The organism is Sphaerisporangium sp. NPDC004334, from assembly GCF_053602655.1.
The window spans coordinates 141,153-155,497 of the sequence record NZ_JBSGDZ010000023.1 but is presented as its reverse complement, the minus strand read 5'-3'; the positions used below and the strand labels follow the sequence as shown (position 1 = coordinate 155,497).

15 protein-coding genes are annotated in these 14,345 nt (G+C 73.1%); 9 read left to right on the top strand and 6 right to left on the bottom strand.

Translation table 11 applies throughout. From position 1 onward, the window contains the following. Positions 1-250: hypothetical protein (locus ACWEN6_RS28680; RefSeq protein ID WP_452574510.1), on the bottom strand; the 250-nt coding region annotated here is incomplete at its 3' end. Positions 251-295: 45 nt separating this feature from the next. Here ACWEN6_RS28680 and ACWEN6_RS28675 point away from each other — a divergent pair. Genes ACWEN6_RS28675 through ACWEN6_RS28665 form a run of 3 tightly spaced genes read left to right on the top strand, consistent with a single transcriptional unit; the run spans position 296 to position 2,577 of the window. Then, positions 296-991, top strand: a complete 696-nt coding sequence (locus ACWEN6_RS28675) for an ABC transporter permease (RefSeq protein WP_452574508.1) — start codon at positions 296-298, stop codon at positions 989-991. Between the two features lie 6 nt (positions 992-997). Next, a complete protein-coding gene (locus tag ACWEN6_RS28670; protein ID WP_452574506.1) occupies positions 998-1,795 on the top strand; it encodes an ABC transporter permease in 798 nt (265 codons plus the stop codon). A 5-nt stretch (positions 1,796-1,800) separates the two neighbouring features. Next, on the top strand, positions 1,801-2,577 hold the full coding sequence (locus tag ACWEN6_RS28665; protein ID WP_452574504.1) for an ABC transporter ATP-binding protein: 777 nt from the start codon (positions 1,801-1,803) through the stop codon (positions 2,575-2,577). A 128-nt stretch (positions 2,578-2,705) separates the two neighbouring features. On the opposite strand, the gene ACWEN6_RS28660 is transcribed toward ACWEN6_RS28665, so the two are convergent. Continuing rightward, the gene (locus tag ACWEN6_RS28660) at positions 2,706-3,218 is read right to left on the bottom strand and encodes a hypothetical protein (protein WP_354836047.1); all 513 of its coding nucleotides are present in this window, start codon (positions 3,216-3,218) and stop codon (positions 2,706-2,708) included. 320 nt (positions 3,219-3,538) lie between these two features. On the opposite strand from ACWEN6_RS28660, the gene ACWEN6_RS28655 reads away from it, so the two are divergent. Beyond that, on the top strand, positions 3,539-4,117 hold the full coding sequence (locus tag ACWEN6_RS28655) for an MFS transporter (RefSeq protein ID WP_452574502.1): 579 nt from the start codon (positions 3,539-3,541) through the stop codon (positions 4,115-4,117). Positions 4,118-4,616: 499 nt separating this feature from the next. Continuing rightward, positions 4,617-5,375, top strand: a complete 759-nt coding sequence (locus tag ACWEN6_RS28650; RefSeq protein WP_452574500.1) for a YcnI family copper-binding membrane protein — start codon at positions 4,617-4,619, stop codon at positions 5,373-5,375. 159 nt (positions 5,376-5,534) lie between these two features. On the opposite strand, the gene ACWEN6_RS28645 is transcribed toward ACWEN6_RS28650, so the two are convergent. From ACWEN6_RS28645 to ACWEN6_RS28635, 3 genes are read right to left on the bottom strand one after another with little or no spacing between them, the layout of a single operon-like run. Beyond that, complete coding sequence (locus ACWEN6_RS28645) at positions 5,535-6,842, bottom strand: ABC transporter permease (RefSeq protein ID WP_452574498.1); 1,308 nt, start codon at positions 6,840-6,842, stop codon at positions 5,535-5,537. Further along, entirely contained in the window at positions 6,829-7,845 is a 1,017-nt protein-coding gene (locus ACWEN6_RS28640; RefSeq protein WP_452574496.1) for an ATP-binding cassette domain-containing protein, read from the bottom strand. Before ACWEN6_RS28640 ends, ACWEN6_RS28645 begins: the two co-directional genes overlap by 14 nt. A gap of 2 nt (positions 7,846-7,847) precedes the next feature. Next, the gene (locus ACWEN6_RS28635) at positions 7,848-8,999 is read right to left on the bottom strand and encodes a LolA family protein (RefSeq protein ID WP_452574494.1); all 1,152 of its coding nucleotides are present in this window, start codon (positions 8,997-8,999) and stop codon (positions 7,848-7,850) included. A gap of 263 nt (positions 9,000-9,262) precedes the next feature. Here ACWEN6_RS28635 and ACWEN6_RS28630 point away from each other — a divergent pair, with 263 nt between their 5' ends. Genes ACWEN6_RS28630 through ACWEN6_RS28615 form a run of 4 tightly spaced genes read left to right on the top strand, consistent with a single transcriptional unit; the run spans position 9,263 to position 13,480 of the window. Beyond that, positions 9,263-9,937 carry a response regulator transcription factor gene (locus ACWEN6_RS28630; protein ID WP_354836057.1) on the top strand — a complete coding sequence of 225 codons (675 nt, stop codon included), beginning with the start codon at positions 9,263-9,265 and terminating at the stop codon, positions 9,935-9,937. Then, complete coding sequence (locus ACWEN6_RS28625; RefSeq protein ID WP_452574492.1) at positions 9,927-11,312, top strand: ATP-binding protein; 1,386 nt, start codon at positions 9,927-9,929, stop codon at positions 11,310-11,312. The genes ACWEN6_RS28630 and ACWEN6_RS28625 overlap by 11 nt, the downstream gene beginning before the upstream one ends. A 55-nt stretch (positions 11,313-11,367) precedes the next feature. Further along, on the top strand, positions 11,368-11,997 hold the full coding sequence (locus ACWEN6_RS28620; RefSeq protein WP_354924342.1) for a TetR/AcrR family transcriptional regulator: 630 nt from the start codon (positions 11,368-11,370) through the stop codon (positions 11,995-11,997). A 58-nt stretch (positions 11,998-12,055) separates the two neighbouring features. Beyond that, entirely contained in the window at positions 12,056-13,480 is a 1,425-nt protein-coding gene (locus tag ACWEN6_RS28615) for a pyridoxal phosphate-dependent decarboxylase family protein (protein WP_452574490.1), read from the top strand. Here the strand turns inward: ACWEN6_RS28615 and folP are convergent. Continuing rightward, complete coding sequence (gene folP, locus ACWEN6_RS28610; RefSeq protein WP_452574488.1) at positions 13,471-14,322, bottom strand: dihydropteroate synthase; 852 nt, start codon at positions 14,320-14,322, stop codon at positions 13,471-13,473. The genes ACWEN6_RS28615 and folP overlap by 10 nt on opposite strands. Positions 14,323-14,345: the final 23 nt, after the last annotated feature.

The following is a 14,345-nucleotide window of genomic DNA, read 5'->3' as shown; positions in this document are numbered from 1 at the left end:
GCCCCGGCCCTCGTGGCCGGGCGACCTTCGTAGACGCGGTCACGCGGTCCGGCGCGGACGACGCGGACGGCGCGGACGGCGCGGACGGCGCGGACGGCGCGGACGGCGCGGACGGCGCGGACGGCGCGGACGGCGCGGAAAAGCCGATGATCTGTGCGGCGCGGCTGGTTACAATGCGAGTCCAGCCGTCACCGGAGGTGCCGCCTTCGCGCTCTATCTCACCATCTTCCGATACGGTTTCCGCCGTCACGCCACCTATTGGGGCGCGGCGCTGGCCGGCGCCTTCACCAACACGGTGTTCGGCTTCCTGCGCGCGTACGTGCTCATCGCGCTGTGGCACGCCCGGCCCGGCCTGGCCGGGTACGACGTCACCGACGCGGTCACCTTCTGCTTCCTCACCCAGGGGTTCATCGGCCCCATGGAACTGTTCGGCGGCGGTCTCGATCTCGCCCAGCGGGTGCGCACCGGCGACGTCGCCCTCGACCTGTCGCGCCCCGCGTCGCTCCAGATGTGGGCCCTCTCCGACGACCTCGGCCGGGCGGTGTTCCTGTTCGTCGCCCGCAGCGTCCCGCCCACTCTGGTCGGCGCGGCGGTCTTCGGCATCCACCTCCCCGGCGACGCGGCGACCTGGGCGGCGTTCCTGGCCTCGATGACGCTGGGCGTCGTCGTCAGCTTCGGCCTGCGCTACCTGGTCGCGATGTCGACGTTCTGGATCGTGGACGACCGTGGCGTCCAGTCGCTGTCGCTGGTCATGACGATGTTCTTCAGCGGCATGACCCTGCCACTGGTGCTGTTCCCCGGCTGGCTCGGCACGCTGGCCGACGCGCTGCCGTGGGCGGCGATGGTGCAGGTGCCGGCCGACGTCTTCCTCGGCAAGCGCGACGTCCTCGGCGCGCTCGCCTTCCAGGCCGCCTGGGTGGCGGCGCTCCTCGCGGCGGGTGCCGCGGTCACCCGCACCGCCCGCCGCAAAGTCGTCATCCAGGGCGGGTGAGGCGGCGTGCTAGAACCGGTCAGGACGTACGTGCTGCTCGCGGTCACCTGGATCCGCGCCGCGGCCCAGTATCCGTTGTCGATGGCGATGCTCGTCATCGGCTCGTTCCTCGTCACCGGCCTGGAGCTCGCGGCGATCGCGCTGATCTTCACCCACACCGCCTCGCTCGGCGGCTTCACCCTGCCCGAGGTGATGTTCCTGTACGGCACCTCGGGCGCGTCCTTCGCACTCGCCGACCTGCTGTTCGGCAACGTGGACAAGCTGAGCCAGCACGTCAAGGCCGGCACGTTCGACGCGATGCTGATCCGGCCGGCCAGCCCGTTCGTGCAGATGGCCGTGGACCGGTTCAGCTTCCAGCGCTTCGGACGCACCGCCCAGGCGGTCACCGTGCTCGCCATCGCGCTCCCCCAGTTGCACGTGCCCTGGCAGCGGGCGTGGATGATCCCGCTCATGGTGCTGTGCGGCATCGTGCTGTTCGCCGCCATCTGGACCCTCGGCGGCGCGCTCCAGTTCCTGCTCACCGACGCGCCCGAGATCGCCAACGCCTTCACCTACGGCGGCGGCCAGCTCACGCAGTTCCCGCTCACCGTCTTCGGCACCGACCTGGTGCGCGCGGTGACCTTCATCGTGCCGCTGGCCTTCGTCAACTGGCAGCCCGGCCTCTACGTCCTGGACCGCGCCGACCCGCTCGGCCTGCCGTACTGGCTGCGCTTCATGGGCCCGGCCGCCGCTCTCACGCTGGCCTGCCTGGCCGGGCTCGCCTGGCGCGCCGGGCTGCGCCGCTACCGTTCCACCGGGAGTTGACCACAGTGATCACAGTCGACGGCGTCGGCCGTTCCTTCACCGTCCGGAGCGGACGGGGACTGCTGCGCGGCGGGACGCGCGTGGTGCACGCCGTCCGCGACCTGTCGTTCGAGGTGGCCGCCGGGGAGTTCGTCGGCTACCTCGGCCCGAACGGCGCCGGAAAGTCCACCACGATCAAGATGCTGACCGGCATCCTCGCCCCGACCAGCGGAAAGATCGAGGTCGCCGGCCTCGATCCGTCCCGCCGCCGCACGGCGCTCGCCCGTCGCATCGGCGTGGTCTTCGGGCAGCGGACGACGTTGTGGTGGGATCTGCCGTTGCGGGACAGCTTCACCCTGATCCGGCACCTTTACAAAGTAGATCGCGAGGAGCACCGCAGGCGACTGGCCGAACTGTCGGAGGTGCTCGAACTGGGCTCGTTCCTCGACAAGCCGGTCCGCCAGCTCAGCCTCGGCCAGCGCATGCGGGGCGACATCGCGGCGGCGCTGCTGCACGATCCGGCCGTCCTGGTGCTGGACGAGCCGACCATCGGGCTCGACGTGGTGAGCAAGGCGGCGGTCCGCGGCTTCCTGTGCGACCTCAACGCCGAGCGCGGGACGACCGTGCTGCTGACCACCCACGACCTCGGGGACATCGAGCGGCTCTGCCGCCGGGTCATGCTCATCGACCACGGGAGGCTCGCCTTCGACGGCACCGTGGACGATCTCATGGCCACCGCCCCGGACGAGACCTCCATCGAGGACGTCGTCACCCGCCTCTACACCCGCCGCCTCCCCCTGTGACCCCGCCCGCCACCTGCGGCCGCGTTCGCCCCGCGTCCTGCGAGCCCGCCAGCGCGCCCGTAGCCCGGCAGGTCAGGGGAGGGTCATGGCCGAGTTGCCTGTCCCCGGAAGCGCGCCACGACCGCCGGTCAGTAGTAACCGCCGGCGGCCTGCGGGGTCTCCTCCTCGTAGCCGTCGTCCAGGTCGCGCCGGCGCCCCGCCCAGCGGGAAGGCATCAGCACCGGGATGAACAACGCGATGCCCAGCATCGCGAACACTCCCTTGCCCAGCAGGTCCTGCATGCCCTTGCCCGCCTGGACGACCATCGGGTGCATCGACGGAGCGGTGGGGGCGAGCCCGAGCGCGCGGTGCACGTCGAGGGTGTAGATCACCGTCCAGGCCAGCAGCACCATGGACGGGACGAACGTCGCCAGCGGCGAGACCCGGCTCGCCACGACCAGACCCAGCACGAGGCCGGCCACCAGCATCGCGCCGAGGCCGACCAGCGCCGGGGTGTCGCGCACCGGGTCGACCGCGCCCGCCGCCATGCTCCTGGCCGCGTCCTGGGACGCCCAGCCGGTGCCTGCCAGCAGGACCGCGGTCACGACGACGCCGAGCAGAAGTCCCAGGAAGTGCCGCACGGCCACCACCACGCCCTTCACAGAACCAATGAACGCGGGCAACAGTAGCGACAAATACCGCCAAACGGCAGACATCAGACGCACACCGAAAGACCACCCACCAGCGCCGCACCCTCACCCGCCCACCAGGGGCTCACCCATCCGGACAGACGAGCGTCACTCCGGAAGCGACCGGCGTATGCACAGGAACCTCAGCCCTACACCGCCCCACCGAGGCGAAAGACGGGTCCGACCGCGTCAGCCGGACCAACGAAACCAGCAGAGCGCGGCGGCGGGGGCACCCCAGTCCTGGGGTGGGGTGGGGACAACCGGACTCACGGCATGGCACGATGTGGGGCGTCATGCGTGCCCGCCTTCCCCTGCGCCTGGCGCGGTCGGCCGTCTTCACGGTCATCTGCGTGGGCCTCGCCGTGCTCGGCCACCGGGCCGCCGGCGGGACGGGGCCCGCCACGTGGGCGGTAGCGGGCGGATCGGCCGGCGTGACGCTCGCCGCGACGCTGATCGCCGGGCGGGAGCGCTCGCCACGGACGATCATCGGCTTCTTGATCGCCGCCCAGGTCGTCCTGCACGAACTGTTCGGCGCCTCGGGTGGCGCGGGTTCCCCTCTCAGCCTCCATGTCTCCCACGGCCAAGGGCTCGGCGCGGGTCTCGGCATGGTCATCGCCCATCTCACGGCCACGCTGATGACCGGCTGGTGGCTGGCCCAGGGCGAGTCGGCCCTGTGGTCGGTGCTGCGCCGGATGGGCACCCGCGCCCTGCTCGGGCTGTCCCGGCTGCTGACACTGCTGGGCGGGGACCCCTCCGCCCGCCTCCCCCGGCCGGCCGGACGCGGTCCCCGCCGCCTCGCGCCGCCCCCGGCCGGCGAGGCTCTCCGCCACACGGTCAGCAGGCGCGGTCCACCACTCCCCGCCACCCGCTGACCCTTCGCGGCCCGGGCACCGCCCGGAAGACCCTCACCGGCGCCCCGTCCGCCCCCTTGACGGCCACATGACCTCGTCAGACCACGGATGAGCCAACCGGCCACCGGCATCGGCCCCCGATCCGGCCGGCCCACCGATGGCTCGCCCAACGGTCACCCGGCGCGATCGCCATAGGTCGCCCCCGGGCGCCATCCCGTGGCCACGCGGCTGACTGGCCCTCCGTCACGTGGCCTCGCGGGCGGTAGATGGATCGTCCGTCCCGTGACCTCACACATGGACGGTCCTCCGTCGCGTGGCCCTCAAGGGTGAGCGGCTCTTCTTGGAGCGCCCTGTCCGGCACTTCGATCGTGCCGCCCCGGGAGTGGTCCGTACGGCGCGCCTGTCCACCGGGCGCTGTCGAGGGTCCGGCGTCTTCCTCGGCCACCGTGGCCGCGCGCGCCGTCCGGTGCCGCCGGCGGCCTGCATCCCTTGTCCTTTCTCGATGAAGTGGAATCCTCACATGTCGTTCACCGCAGTCGCGCGTCGCGGCGTCGTCGTCGCCGCCGGCGCACTCGCCCTCGTCACGGGTCTCGCCCTGCCCGCCCTCGCCCATGTCACCATCAACCCCGGCACGGCCGAGAAGGGCGGATTCACCAAGGTCGCCTTCCGCGTTCCCAACGAGCGGGACAACGCCTCCACCACCAAGCTCGTGATCGACCTCCCGGTCGACCACCCGCTGCCGTTCGTGTCGGTCCGCCCGGTGCCCGGCTGGAAGGCCGAGGTCACCGAGACCAAGCTCCCCAAGGCCGTGCCGTCCAAGTACGGCGACATCACCGAGGCCGTCACCAGGATCACCTGGAGCGGCGGGAAGATCGGCCCGAAGCAGTTCCAGGAGTTCGAGGTGTCCATGGGCTTCCTTCCCGAGGACACCGACCAGTTGCTGTTCCCGGCGACCCAGACCTACTCCAATGGTGAGGTCGTGAAGTGGGCCGACGAGCCGAAGGCGGACGGCTCGGAGGCCGAGCACCCCGTCCCGACGCTCAAGCTGGTCGCCGCGGGCACCCAGGAGGATGACCACCACGGGGCGGCCTCCTCGAGCCCCGCGGCCTCCACCGCCCCGGCCGTGGCGGTGAAGGCGTCCGGTCCCGGCGCACACGATGAAGCCGATTCTGACGGGACCGCGCGACTGCTCGGCGGCATCGGCATCGCCGTCGGCCTGGCCGGCGTGGCCACCGGCGTCATCGGCCTGCGCCGCGGCCGCCGCCCCTCCGAACACTGACGACGCCTCCGGACGCTCACGACCGTGACCGTGACCGTGACCGCGGCCAAGTCGGCCATGGAACCACGGGCGGGAGCCGTGGGCAGGGGAGGGGCACCGCAGTCGAGAAGCGGAAGCCTGGATGGGCGCGCCAGGGGGATGAGCCTCTGGCGCGCCTGGTCAGCTGGTGATGTCGCGGCCGGTGAAGTGGGCCCAGGCGATCGAGAGGGCGATCAGGGTGTAGGCGCCGTACACCAGCAGGCCCTGGGTCATTCCCTCGGTCGCTATCGGGTCGCGCAGAGCGCCGTCGAAGGAGCTCCACCAGTAGGTCAGAAGGTACGGCCGCGCCGGCTCGAGTTGCGGGATGGCGCTGAGCACGTGCGAGAACACCACGCCCACGATGGTCGCCGCCACCGCGCCGATCGGCACCTCGGTCAGCGTCGAGACGGCCAGGCCGACCGCTCCGAGCGCCGCCATGCCGGCGGCGGTGTACCCGGTGACGATGAGGACGCGCACCAGCCCCTCGCCGACGGAGATCGTCGACCCGGACAGCAACGTGATCGGGCCGACCGGGAAGAGCACCAGCCCGGTGACCAGCGCGCCCGCGGCGACGACCGAGGTGGCCACCAGCGCGTAGACGGTCACGTTGGCGAACTTGACGGCCAGCAGGCGGGTGCGCCCGGCGGGAGCGGTGAGCAGGTAGCGAAGGGTGCCTCCTCCGGCCTCCCCCGCGATCGCGTCACCGGCGACCACCGAGACCGACAGCGGGAGCAGCATCACCAGCAGCAGCGACAAGGCCACGAAGGTCAGCATGAGCCCGTTCCCGGCGACCTGCGTGATGAGCGAGGGGATCTCCTCGTCGACGTCCCCGCCGAAGGCCCGCAGCACGACACCGATGAGCGCGGGGACGCAGGCCAGCACGATGAGCATCGCGATGTTGCGGGGCTTGCGGAAGGTCAGCCCGAGCTCTGAGCCGAGCAACCGCAGCATCGCCCGCCCTGGAGACGGCCGCCCACGCCCCTGCGGCGGACGACCGGCGGAGCCCGCGGTCACGCCGACCACACCCGCGGCAGCCGGAACCTCATGGACGGCGGACGACCCGCCCACCCCGTCGGAGAGACCACCACCCACGGCGGACACCTCCCCGCCGACCGCGACCCCATCGGCAACGGACGACCCGTCCGCCGCATCGGAGAAATCAGCCGGCACGGCGGGCATCTCCCCGCCGACCGCGACCTCATGGGCGGCGGACGACGTGCCCGCCGCATGGGAGGAGCCGCCGTGCGCGGCGGGCAGGTCGGCGGCGGGTGGGGGCTGGCGGGGAAGAGGTGAGGTGGCCCCGCCCCCGGGGGCGCCGGGCGGGGCGGAGGCGCCGGCGGCGGGTGCGGCCTGGCGGGGCAGGGTCGTGGCGTTGGTCCCGTGGGGGGTGTCGGCGTGTGGCGAAGACAGGGTGGCGGGGGTGCGGGGGGTGGCGTCAGGCGTCGACATCGAAACCTTCTCCTGTGAGGCTGACGAAGATTTCTTCGAGGCTCGGCCGTTCTACGGTGAAGCCGCGCACGGCGACGCCGTCGGTGACGAGCAAGGCGCAGACCCGTTCAGGGGCGTGCTCGCCGAGCAGCGCCGTGACCCGCTCGGCCTCCCCGGGCTCGGCCGTGGAGCGCACCTCGGCGAGGCCGAGACGGCGCAGGACGGCGGCGGCCTGGGCGACGTGCGGGGTGTCCACGCGCACGCGCGGCGCGTGGCCGGCCCGTAGCCCGGCGATGGGTCCCTGGGTGACCAGCCGGCCGGAGCGCATGACTCCGACGTGGGTGCACATGTGCTCGACCTCGGTCAGCAGGTGGGAGGAGACGAAGACGGTGGTGCCGTCGGCGGCGACGTCCTTGATCAGCGAACGGACCTCGCGGGTGCCCTGAGGATCCAGGCCGTTGGTCGGCTCGTCCAGGACGAGCAGCTCGCGCGGCCCGAGGAGGGCGCCGGCGATGGCCAGGCGCTGGCGCATGCCCAGGGAGTAGGCGCGGTACCTCTTGCGGGCCGCCGCCCCGAGCCCGACCCGTTCGAGCGCGGCGCCGACGCGGGCGGACACCGTGCGCGGGTCGGCGGCCGGGTCGGCGGCGTCGTACCGGCGGAGGTTCGCCTCGCCGGACAGGTAGGGGTAGAAGGCGGGCCCCTCCACCAGGGCGCCGATCTTGGGGAGCGTGGCGGCGAGACCGGCCGGCATCGGCCGGCCGAGCACGTCGCAGCCGCCGCTCGTGGGCTGGACCAGGCCGAGCAGCATGCGGATCGTGGTGGTCTTGCCCGACCCGTTCGGGCCGAGGAAGCCGAACACCGAGCCGCGGGGCACGGCGAGGTGGAGGTCGTCGACGGCGACCTGGCCGCCGCGGAAGCGCTTGGTCAGCCCGCGGGCGACGATCGCGCAGTCGCCCGCGGAGGCCGTCTGGCGGGCCGCCCGAGGGGGCGCCGCCTCGTGCGCCCCCTCCCCCGTCGTCACCATGGTCACCTGCGTCCGGCCGCCTCGGTCAGCGCCTCGGGCGTGACCGCGCCGATCAGCAGCCGGCCGTCGTCGGTCAGCAGCGCCGAGACCAGCTTGCTCTCGATCACCCTGCCGCTCCCCCACGGCCCGGAGACCCGCTTGGCGGACTTCAGCAGCGAGTCGGCGAGCTTGCTCGGATCGGTGTCGCCGAACTTGCCGGCGCCGAGCCGCTTGGACGGGGTGGACGGGGCCAGGTTCTCAGGGGAGAACGGCAGTTCGGCGATGGTGCCCCAGCCGGTGCCGTGGGTGCGCGCCCCCGCCTTCGCCTGCTGGCCGGCCTTGGCGCCGGCCACGACCTCGTCACCGGGACCCCCGTCCCCGGCGCCGAGCGTCTTGTCCTCGACCTTGGCCCCGGCGGGCGGCGTGAAGGCGAAGTTCTCCGGCGCGGGAGTGGTGAAGGCGACCTGGGTGAAGCCCACTTCGAACGCCGGCTCGGCGGTGCCCTTGGCGTAGACCTGGACGCGCAGCGGGATGTAGGTCTCGCCGTCGAGCGCGACGGTGACCTTGCCGACCAGGGACGTGGCGACCTTGGGCGTGAGCACGAGCTGGTAGGCGGCGCGTCCGGCGACGTGCTGGCCGTTCTCGACGCCGACCGCCGTGTCCTGGCCGGCCGCCTTGAGCAGCTCGCCGGCCAGATCCTCCGGAGTGTGCGCGGTGGGCAGCACCGACGGGGTGGGGATGGCGTGCGCCCCGGCCGGGCCGTCGAGCTTGTAGCGGGTGGCGGTGTTGGTGCCGCTCTGCCACAGCCACGCCTCGCCGTGGCCGGTGGAGATCAGGTCGGTCTCGCTCATCTGGCCGGGCAGGGCGAGCCGCACGCGGTCGTCGCCGCCGTACCAGACCTTCAGGGTGTGGGAGCCGGACAGCAGGGCGAACGGGGAGCTGCTCACGCCTGTGGTCGCCGGCAGGGCCGGAAGGCCGAGGGAGGCGGTCTCCACGACGGTGCCCGACATGGCGGGGGGCTCGGCGCGGCTCGCGTTCTTGGCGACCTCGGCGAGCAACTGCTGGGCGGTGCGCTCGGGCAGCGCCGGGTCGCCCTGGACGGCGGCGATCACCGGCCCGGTGCCCACGGCTGCGCCCACCACCACGACGGCGGCGATGGGGACGCCCCACCTCACGGCGCGTGATCTTCTCGACTGGGACGGCATGTCACTCCTCAACGGTAGTCGGCGGCGGGGGGCCCGCCGCTCGCGATCCGATACCGGAAGACTGCCGCGCGGGTCCTGTGCCGAGGCTGAGACGGCCTGAGAGGCTTCTCAGGAGCCGCCCGGGGCGGCCCGCGCCGCAGCTCGCGGGCAGCGACCGCCCGTTCCGGCCTCTCAGCGGGATCTCAGCCGGGACGGGCCAAGATAGGGGGACACATCGGCTGGGAGGGTGAGCAATGCGCGTGCTCGTCGTGGAGGACGAGAGGCGGATGGCCGCCGCGCTGCGGCGCGGGCTGCGCGCCGAGGGCTTCGCGGTCGATCTGGCCTACGACGGCGAGGAGGGCCTGCACCTGGCCCGTGAGGGCGACTACGACGTGGTCGTGCTCGACATCATGCTGCCCCGGCTGTCGGGCTACAACGTGTGCAAGCGGCTGCGCGCGGAGGAGAACTGGGTGCCGATCCTGATGCTGTCGGCCAAGGACGGCGAGTACGACATGGCCGACGGCCTCGATCTCGGAGCCGACGACTACCTGACCAAGCCGTTCTCGTACGTGGTGCTGGTGGCGCGGCTGCGCGCCCTGCTGCGGCGCGGCGCCCGCCGCCGGCCGCCGGTGCTGCGCTCGGGCGACCTCACCCTCGACCCGGCCCGGCGGTCGGTGTCGCGCGACGGCACGCCCATCGAACTGACGCCCCGCGAGTTCGGCCTGCTGGAGTACCTGCTGCGCCGCCCCGGCGAGGTGGTGTCCAAGGCCGAGATCCTCGAGCACGTCTGGGACACCTACGACACCGATCCGAACGTGGTCGAGGTCTACGTCGGCTACCTGCGCAGGAAGATCGACGTCCCGTTCGGGCGCAACGCCCTGCAGACGGTGCGCGGCGCGGGCTACCGTCTGGTCGGCGATGGCGGCTGACCCCCTGGCGTGGTGGCGGCGCAGGAGCCTGCGGTTCCGGCTGACCGCGGCGGCCTCGGCGGTGCTCGCGGTGGCCCTGGCGGCGGCGGCGTCGCTGCTGGTGGGCGTGCTCGGCCGGGCGCTGATCGGCTCCACCGACGGCATCGCCTACCAGCGGGCCCGCGAGGTGGCCGCCCTCGCCGACGACGGCCGGCTGTCCGACCCGGTCGCCGTCGCGGACGGCACGATCATCCAGGTGCTCGACGCGCATGGGCGCATCACCCACGTGACCGCCGGCGCCGACCGGCTGGTGCCGCTGGTGAGCGCCCGCGACCGCGCCACCTCGCCCGGTGAGGGGCGGGGCCGGTTCGTGGACGGCGACCTGTACGGCATCCCCGGGCCGCTGCGCGTGGTGGTGGTGCACGCCGACGAGGGCCGCACGGTGATCGCCGCCCGCTCGTTCAAGGACGTCGCCGACAGCCTCACCACGACCGTGCACATGCTGGTCATCGGCACTCCGATGCTCCTGGTGCTGCTCGGCGCGGCCGGCTGGCTGATCATCGGCCGCACGCTGCGCCCGATCACCGCGCTGCGCCGGGGCGCCGCCGAGATCAGCGGCACCGCCCGCGCGCACCGCCTGCCGGTGCCCGTGGCGCGCGACGAGGTGCAGGAGCTGGCGATCACGCTGAACGGCATGCTGGCCCGGCTGGAGGGCGCGGAGGCCTCGCAGCGGGCCCTCATCTCCGACGCGGCCCACGAGCTGCGCAGTCCCCTGGCCAGCATCCGCCTGCAACTGGAGGTCGCTCTCGGCCACCCTCCCGACGAGCAGGAGTGGCGCGAGACGGCCGAGGGGGTGCTGGAGGACACCTTGCGCCTGAGCCGCCTGGCCGAAGGGCTGCTCACGCTGGCGCGGCTGGACGAGCACCGCCGCCCGGCCCGCAGGCAGCCGGTGGACCTTGCCGAGCTGGTCGGCGCGACGGCCGGGCGCTACGACCCGGCCATGGTGAAGATCACGAGGGTCGAGCCCGCGGTCGTCGAGGGCGACGCCCTGGACCTCGGACGGGTGCTGGTCAACCTGCTGGACAACGCCGTGCGCCACGCCTGTGCCCATGTCGCCGTCGAGCTGCGCGCCCGCGGCGGCGAGGCCGAGGTCACGGTGACCGACGACGGCCCGGGCATCCCCGAGGCCGACCGCGAGCGGGTGTTCAACCGGTTCACCCGGCTCGACAGCGCCCGCAGCAGCGACGACGGCGGGGCCGGCCTGGGCCTGGCGATCGTGCGCGAGACCGTGCGCGCGCACGGCGGGGCGGTGCGCCTGGAGGACGCCGGGCCGGGGGTGCGTGCGGTCGTCCGGCTGCCGCTGAGCCGGCCCGTTCCAGGGCGCGCAAAACCATGACATGGTTCCATCAAGCGATCGCCCCGGCACGGATGGTGAGCATAGCGTCGGTTCTATGACCTCCGAGCGGGACAGCGACCGCGAGCTGCTGATGCGCGCCGCCATCAAGCTGTTCGCGGCCTTCGGCTACGACGGGACGTCCTTGCAGCAGATCGCCGACACCGCCGGGTTCGACCTCGCCACCGTGGAAGAGATCGTGGGTCACAAGCGCGATCTCTACCTGGCGGTCGTGCGGCGGCTGTTCGAGCAGGAGCGGGCCGCGCGCGAGGCGGTCATGACGCAGTTCTCGACCGAGACGCCCGAGAAGACGGTGGAGTCGCTGCACCGACTGCTGGACGACTATACGGAGTACACGCTCAGCAACCCGGAGCGGACGCAGTTGTGGGTGCACCGCTCCCTGCTGGACGCCGCCGACCTGGCCGAGCTTGAGGAACAGTTCATCCAGCCGATTTTGCAGATGGTGCTCGAGGGGGTCCAGCCGGCGCTGGAGAAGGGGTACATGGACCCGGAGGTCGACCTTGAGCTCGGGCTGTGGACGGTGATCTGGATGGTGCAGGGCATCACGACCCAGGCAACGGTGATGGGGCACATCCCCGGGCCGCCCGACGCCTGGCTGCTGGAGCGGTTCAAGCGGCATCTGCACCTGTTGATCGACCGCCTGTTCCGCCTGCCCGGAACCTCGTGATAACGTCCCACGCCGATCACGTGCGGCGACGCCGCACCATCTGGCGAGGGAGAACCGCGTGCTTCCCGAGAACGGCCGGACCTCCGAAGACCTGCTGGCGGAGATCTCCCTGCTGAGACGGCACGACCTGCAGGTGCGCGGCGGCAAGGTCACCGCCTACGTCTACGACACCGGGCGCCCGGAGGTGCACGACGCCGCGGCCCGCGCCTACTTCGAGATGCTCGAGGTCAACACCCTCGACCCCACCGCCTTCCCGAGCGCCGTCGCGATGGAGCGGCAGGTCGTGGGCGCGGTGGCCGGCCTGCTCGGCGGGGGGCCCGGCACGCCGGGCATCTTCACCAGCGGAGGCACCGAGTCGATCATGCTCGCGATGAAGGCCGCCCGGGACGCCCGTCCCGTCGCCGGACGTCCCCGCGTGGTCGTGCCGGTCACGGCGCACCCCGCCTTCCACAAGGCGGCGCACTACCTCGGCCTGGGAGTGGCGCCGGTGCCCGTGGACCCCGCCACCTTCCGCGCGGTCCCCGAGGCCGTGGCCGAGGCGATCACCCCGGACACGGTGCTGGTGGTGGCCTCGGCCCCGTCCTATCCGCAGGGGGTCGTCGACCCGGTCGCCGACATCGCGGCGATCGCGGCCGGACGCGGGGTGCTGTGCCACGTGGACGCCTGCGTGGGCGGCTGGTTGCTGCCCTGGCTGGCGGAGGCGGGGGCGAGCGTCCCGCCGTTCGACCTGTCGGTGCCGGGGGTGACGTCCATATCGTGCGACCTGCACAAGTTCGGCTACGCCCCGAAGGGCGCCTCGGTCGTGCTGTTCTCCGACCCCGCCCTGCGCCGCGCCGCCTACTTCGCCTCGGCCGCCTGGCCCGGCTACACGGTGATCAACGCGACCGTGCAGAGCTCGAAGTCGGCCGGGCCGCTCGGCGGCGCGTGGGCGACGCTGAACGCCCTGGGCCGCGAGGGCTACCTGGCCCTGGCCCGCGACACCCTGACCGCGACCCGGCGGCTGGCCGAGGGCATCGGCGCCATCCCGGGCCTGCGGGTGCTCGGTGAGCCGGAGGCCTCGCTGGTGGCCTTCGCCGGGGACGACGTGGACGTGTTCGTGCTGTCGGACGAGGCGCGCAAGCTCGGCTGGTTCCTGCAGCCGCAGCTTTCCTACGCCGGCATCCCGGCCAACCTGCACGTGACGGTCACCGGGGTGACCCTGGCGGGCGTGGAGGCGATGCTGGAGGTGATCGCCGCGTCTGCGGAGGCGGCGCGGGCGGCGGGCCCGCCGCGGGTGCCGGAGGGCCTGGCCGAGATCCTGGCCACTCTCGACCTGGACGCGATCGACGACGCCACCTTCACCGAGCTGGCCGCCTCGGTCGGCATCGACCTCGGCGGGGAGGGCCAGCCGGAGATGGCCGTGGTCAACGCGGTGCTGGACGCGCTGCCGGCCCCGGCCCGCGAGGCCATCTTGACCCGGTTCCTGTCGGTGATCTACAGCTGACCGCCCGGCCGGGGGCGCAGCGCGCCGACGGTGGCGAGCGCGGCGCGGGCCGAGGCGGCGTCGTGGACGCGGAAGACCCGCGCCCCCTGCCAGGCGGAGACGGCGAGCGTGGCGATCGTCCCGGCGTGGCGCTCGTCCACGGGGAGACCGCCGAGCGTCTCGCCCACGAAGTCCTTGTTGGAGACCGCGACCAGCACCGGCCAGCCGGTGTCCACCAGCTCTCCGAGCCGGCGGCCGACCTCCAGGGAGTGCCAGGTGTTCTTGCCGAAGTCGTGCGCGGGGTCGATCAGGATGGCGTCCTCGCGCACCCCGGCGCGCACGGCCCGCTCGGCCAGGGCGACGGTGTGGGAGACGACGTCGGCGACCACGTCGCCGTAGCCGATGCGGTGCGGGCGGGTCCTCGGGATCACACCGCCGGCGTGGGCGCACACCAGCCCGATGCCGTGCTTGGCCGCGACCTCGGCCAGGCCGGGGTCCGGTCCGCCCCAGGTGTCGTTGAGCAGGTCGGCGCCGGCGCCGGCCACCACCTCGCCGACCTCGGCCCGCCAGGTGTCCACGCTGATCACCAGGTCGGGGTGCGCCTCGCGCACGGCCGCCACCAGGCCGGCGACCCTGCGGATCTCCTCGGTGGCGTCCACGGTGTCGCCCGGGCCGGCCTTCACCCCGCCGATGTCCACGATGTCGGCACCGGCGGCGACCGCCTCGCCGACGGCGGCCAGGGCGGCGTCGAAGCCGAACGTCTTGCCCCGGTCGTAGAAGGAGTCGGGGGTGCGGTTCACGACGGCCATGACGGCGTGTTCGCCCGGCCGGAACTCGCGGTCGCGCAGGCGCAGAGTATGCATCGCCGCAAGCGTACGCCAGCTCC

What these genes read in the sequence shown, in the direction of transcription:
- ACWEN6_RS28640 (WP_452574496.1), bottom strand. Translation starts at nt 7,845, where the DNA reads ATGGTGACGACGGGGGAGGGGGCGCACGAGGCGGCGCCCCCTCGGGCG.
- folP (WP_452574488.1), bottom strand. Translation starts at nt 14,322, where the DNA reads ATGCATACTCTGCGCCTGCGCGACCGCGAGTTCCGGCCGGGCGAACAC.
- ACWEN6_RS28630 (WP_354836057.1), top strand. Translation starts at nt 9,263, where the DNA reads ATGCGCGTGCTCGTCGTGGAGGACGAGAGGCGGATGGCCGCCGCGCTG.
- ACWEN6_RS28655 (WP_452574502.1), top strand. Translation starts at nt 3,539, where the DNA reads ATGCGTGCCCGCCTTCCCCTGCGCCTGGCGCGGTCGGCCGTCTTCACG.
- ACWEN6_RS28650 (WP_452574500.1), top strand. Translation starts at nt 4,617, where the DNA reads ATGTCGTTCACCGCAGTCGCGCGTCGCGGCGTCGTCGTCGCCGCCGGC.
- ACWEN6_RS28625 (WP_452574492.1), top strand. Translation starts at nt 9,927, where the DNA reads ATGGCGGCTGACCCCCTGGCGTGGTGGCGGCGCAGGAGCCTGCGGTTC.
- ACWEN6_RS28620 (WP_354924342.1), top strand. Translation starts at nt 11,368, where the DNA reads ATGACCTCCGAGCGGGACAGCGACCGCGAGCTGCTGATGCGCGCCGCC.
- ACWEN6_RS28645 (WP_452574498.1), bottom strand. Translation starts at nt 6,842, where the DNA reads ATGTCGACGCCTGACGCCACCCCCCGCACCCCCGCCACCCTGTCTTCG.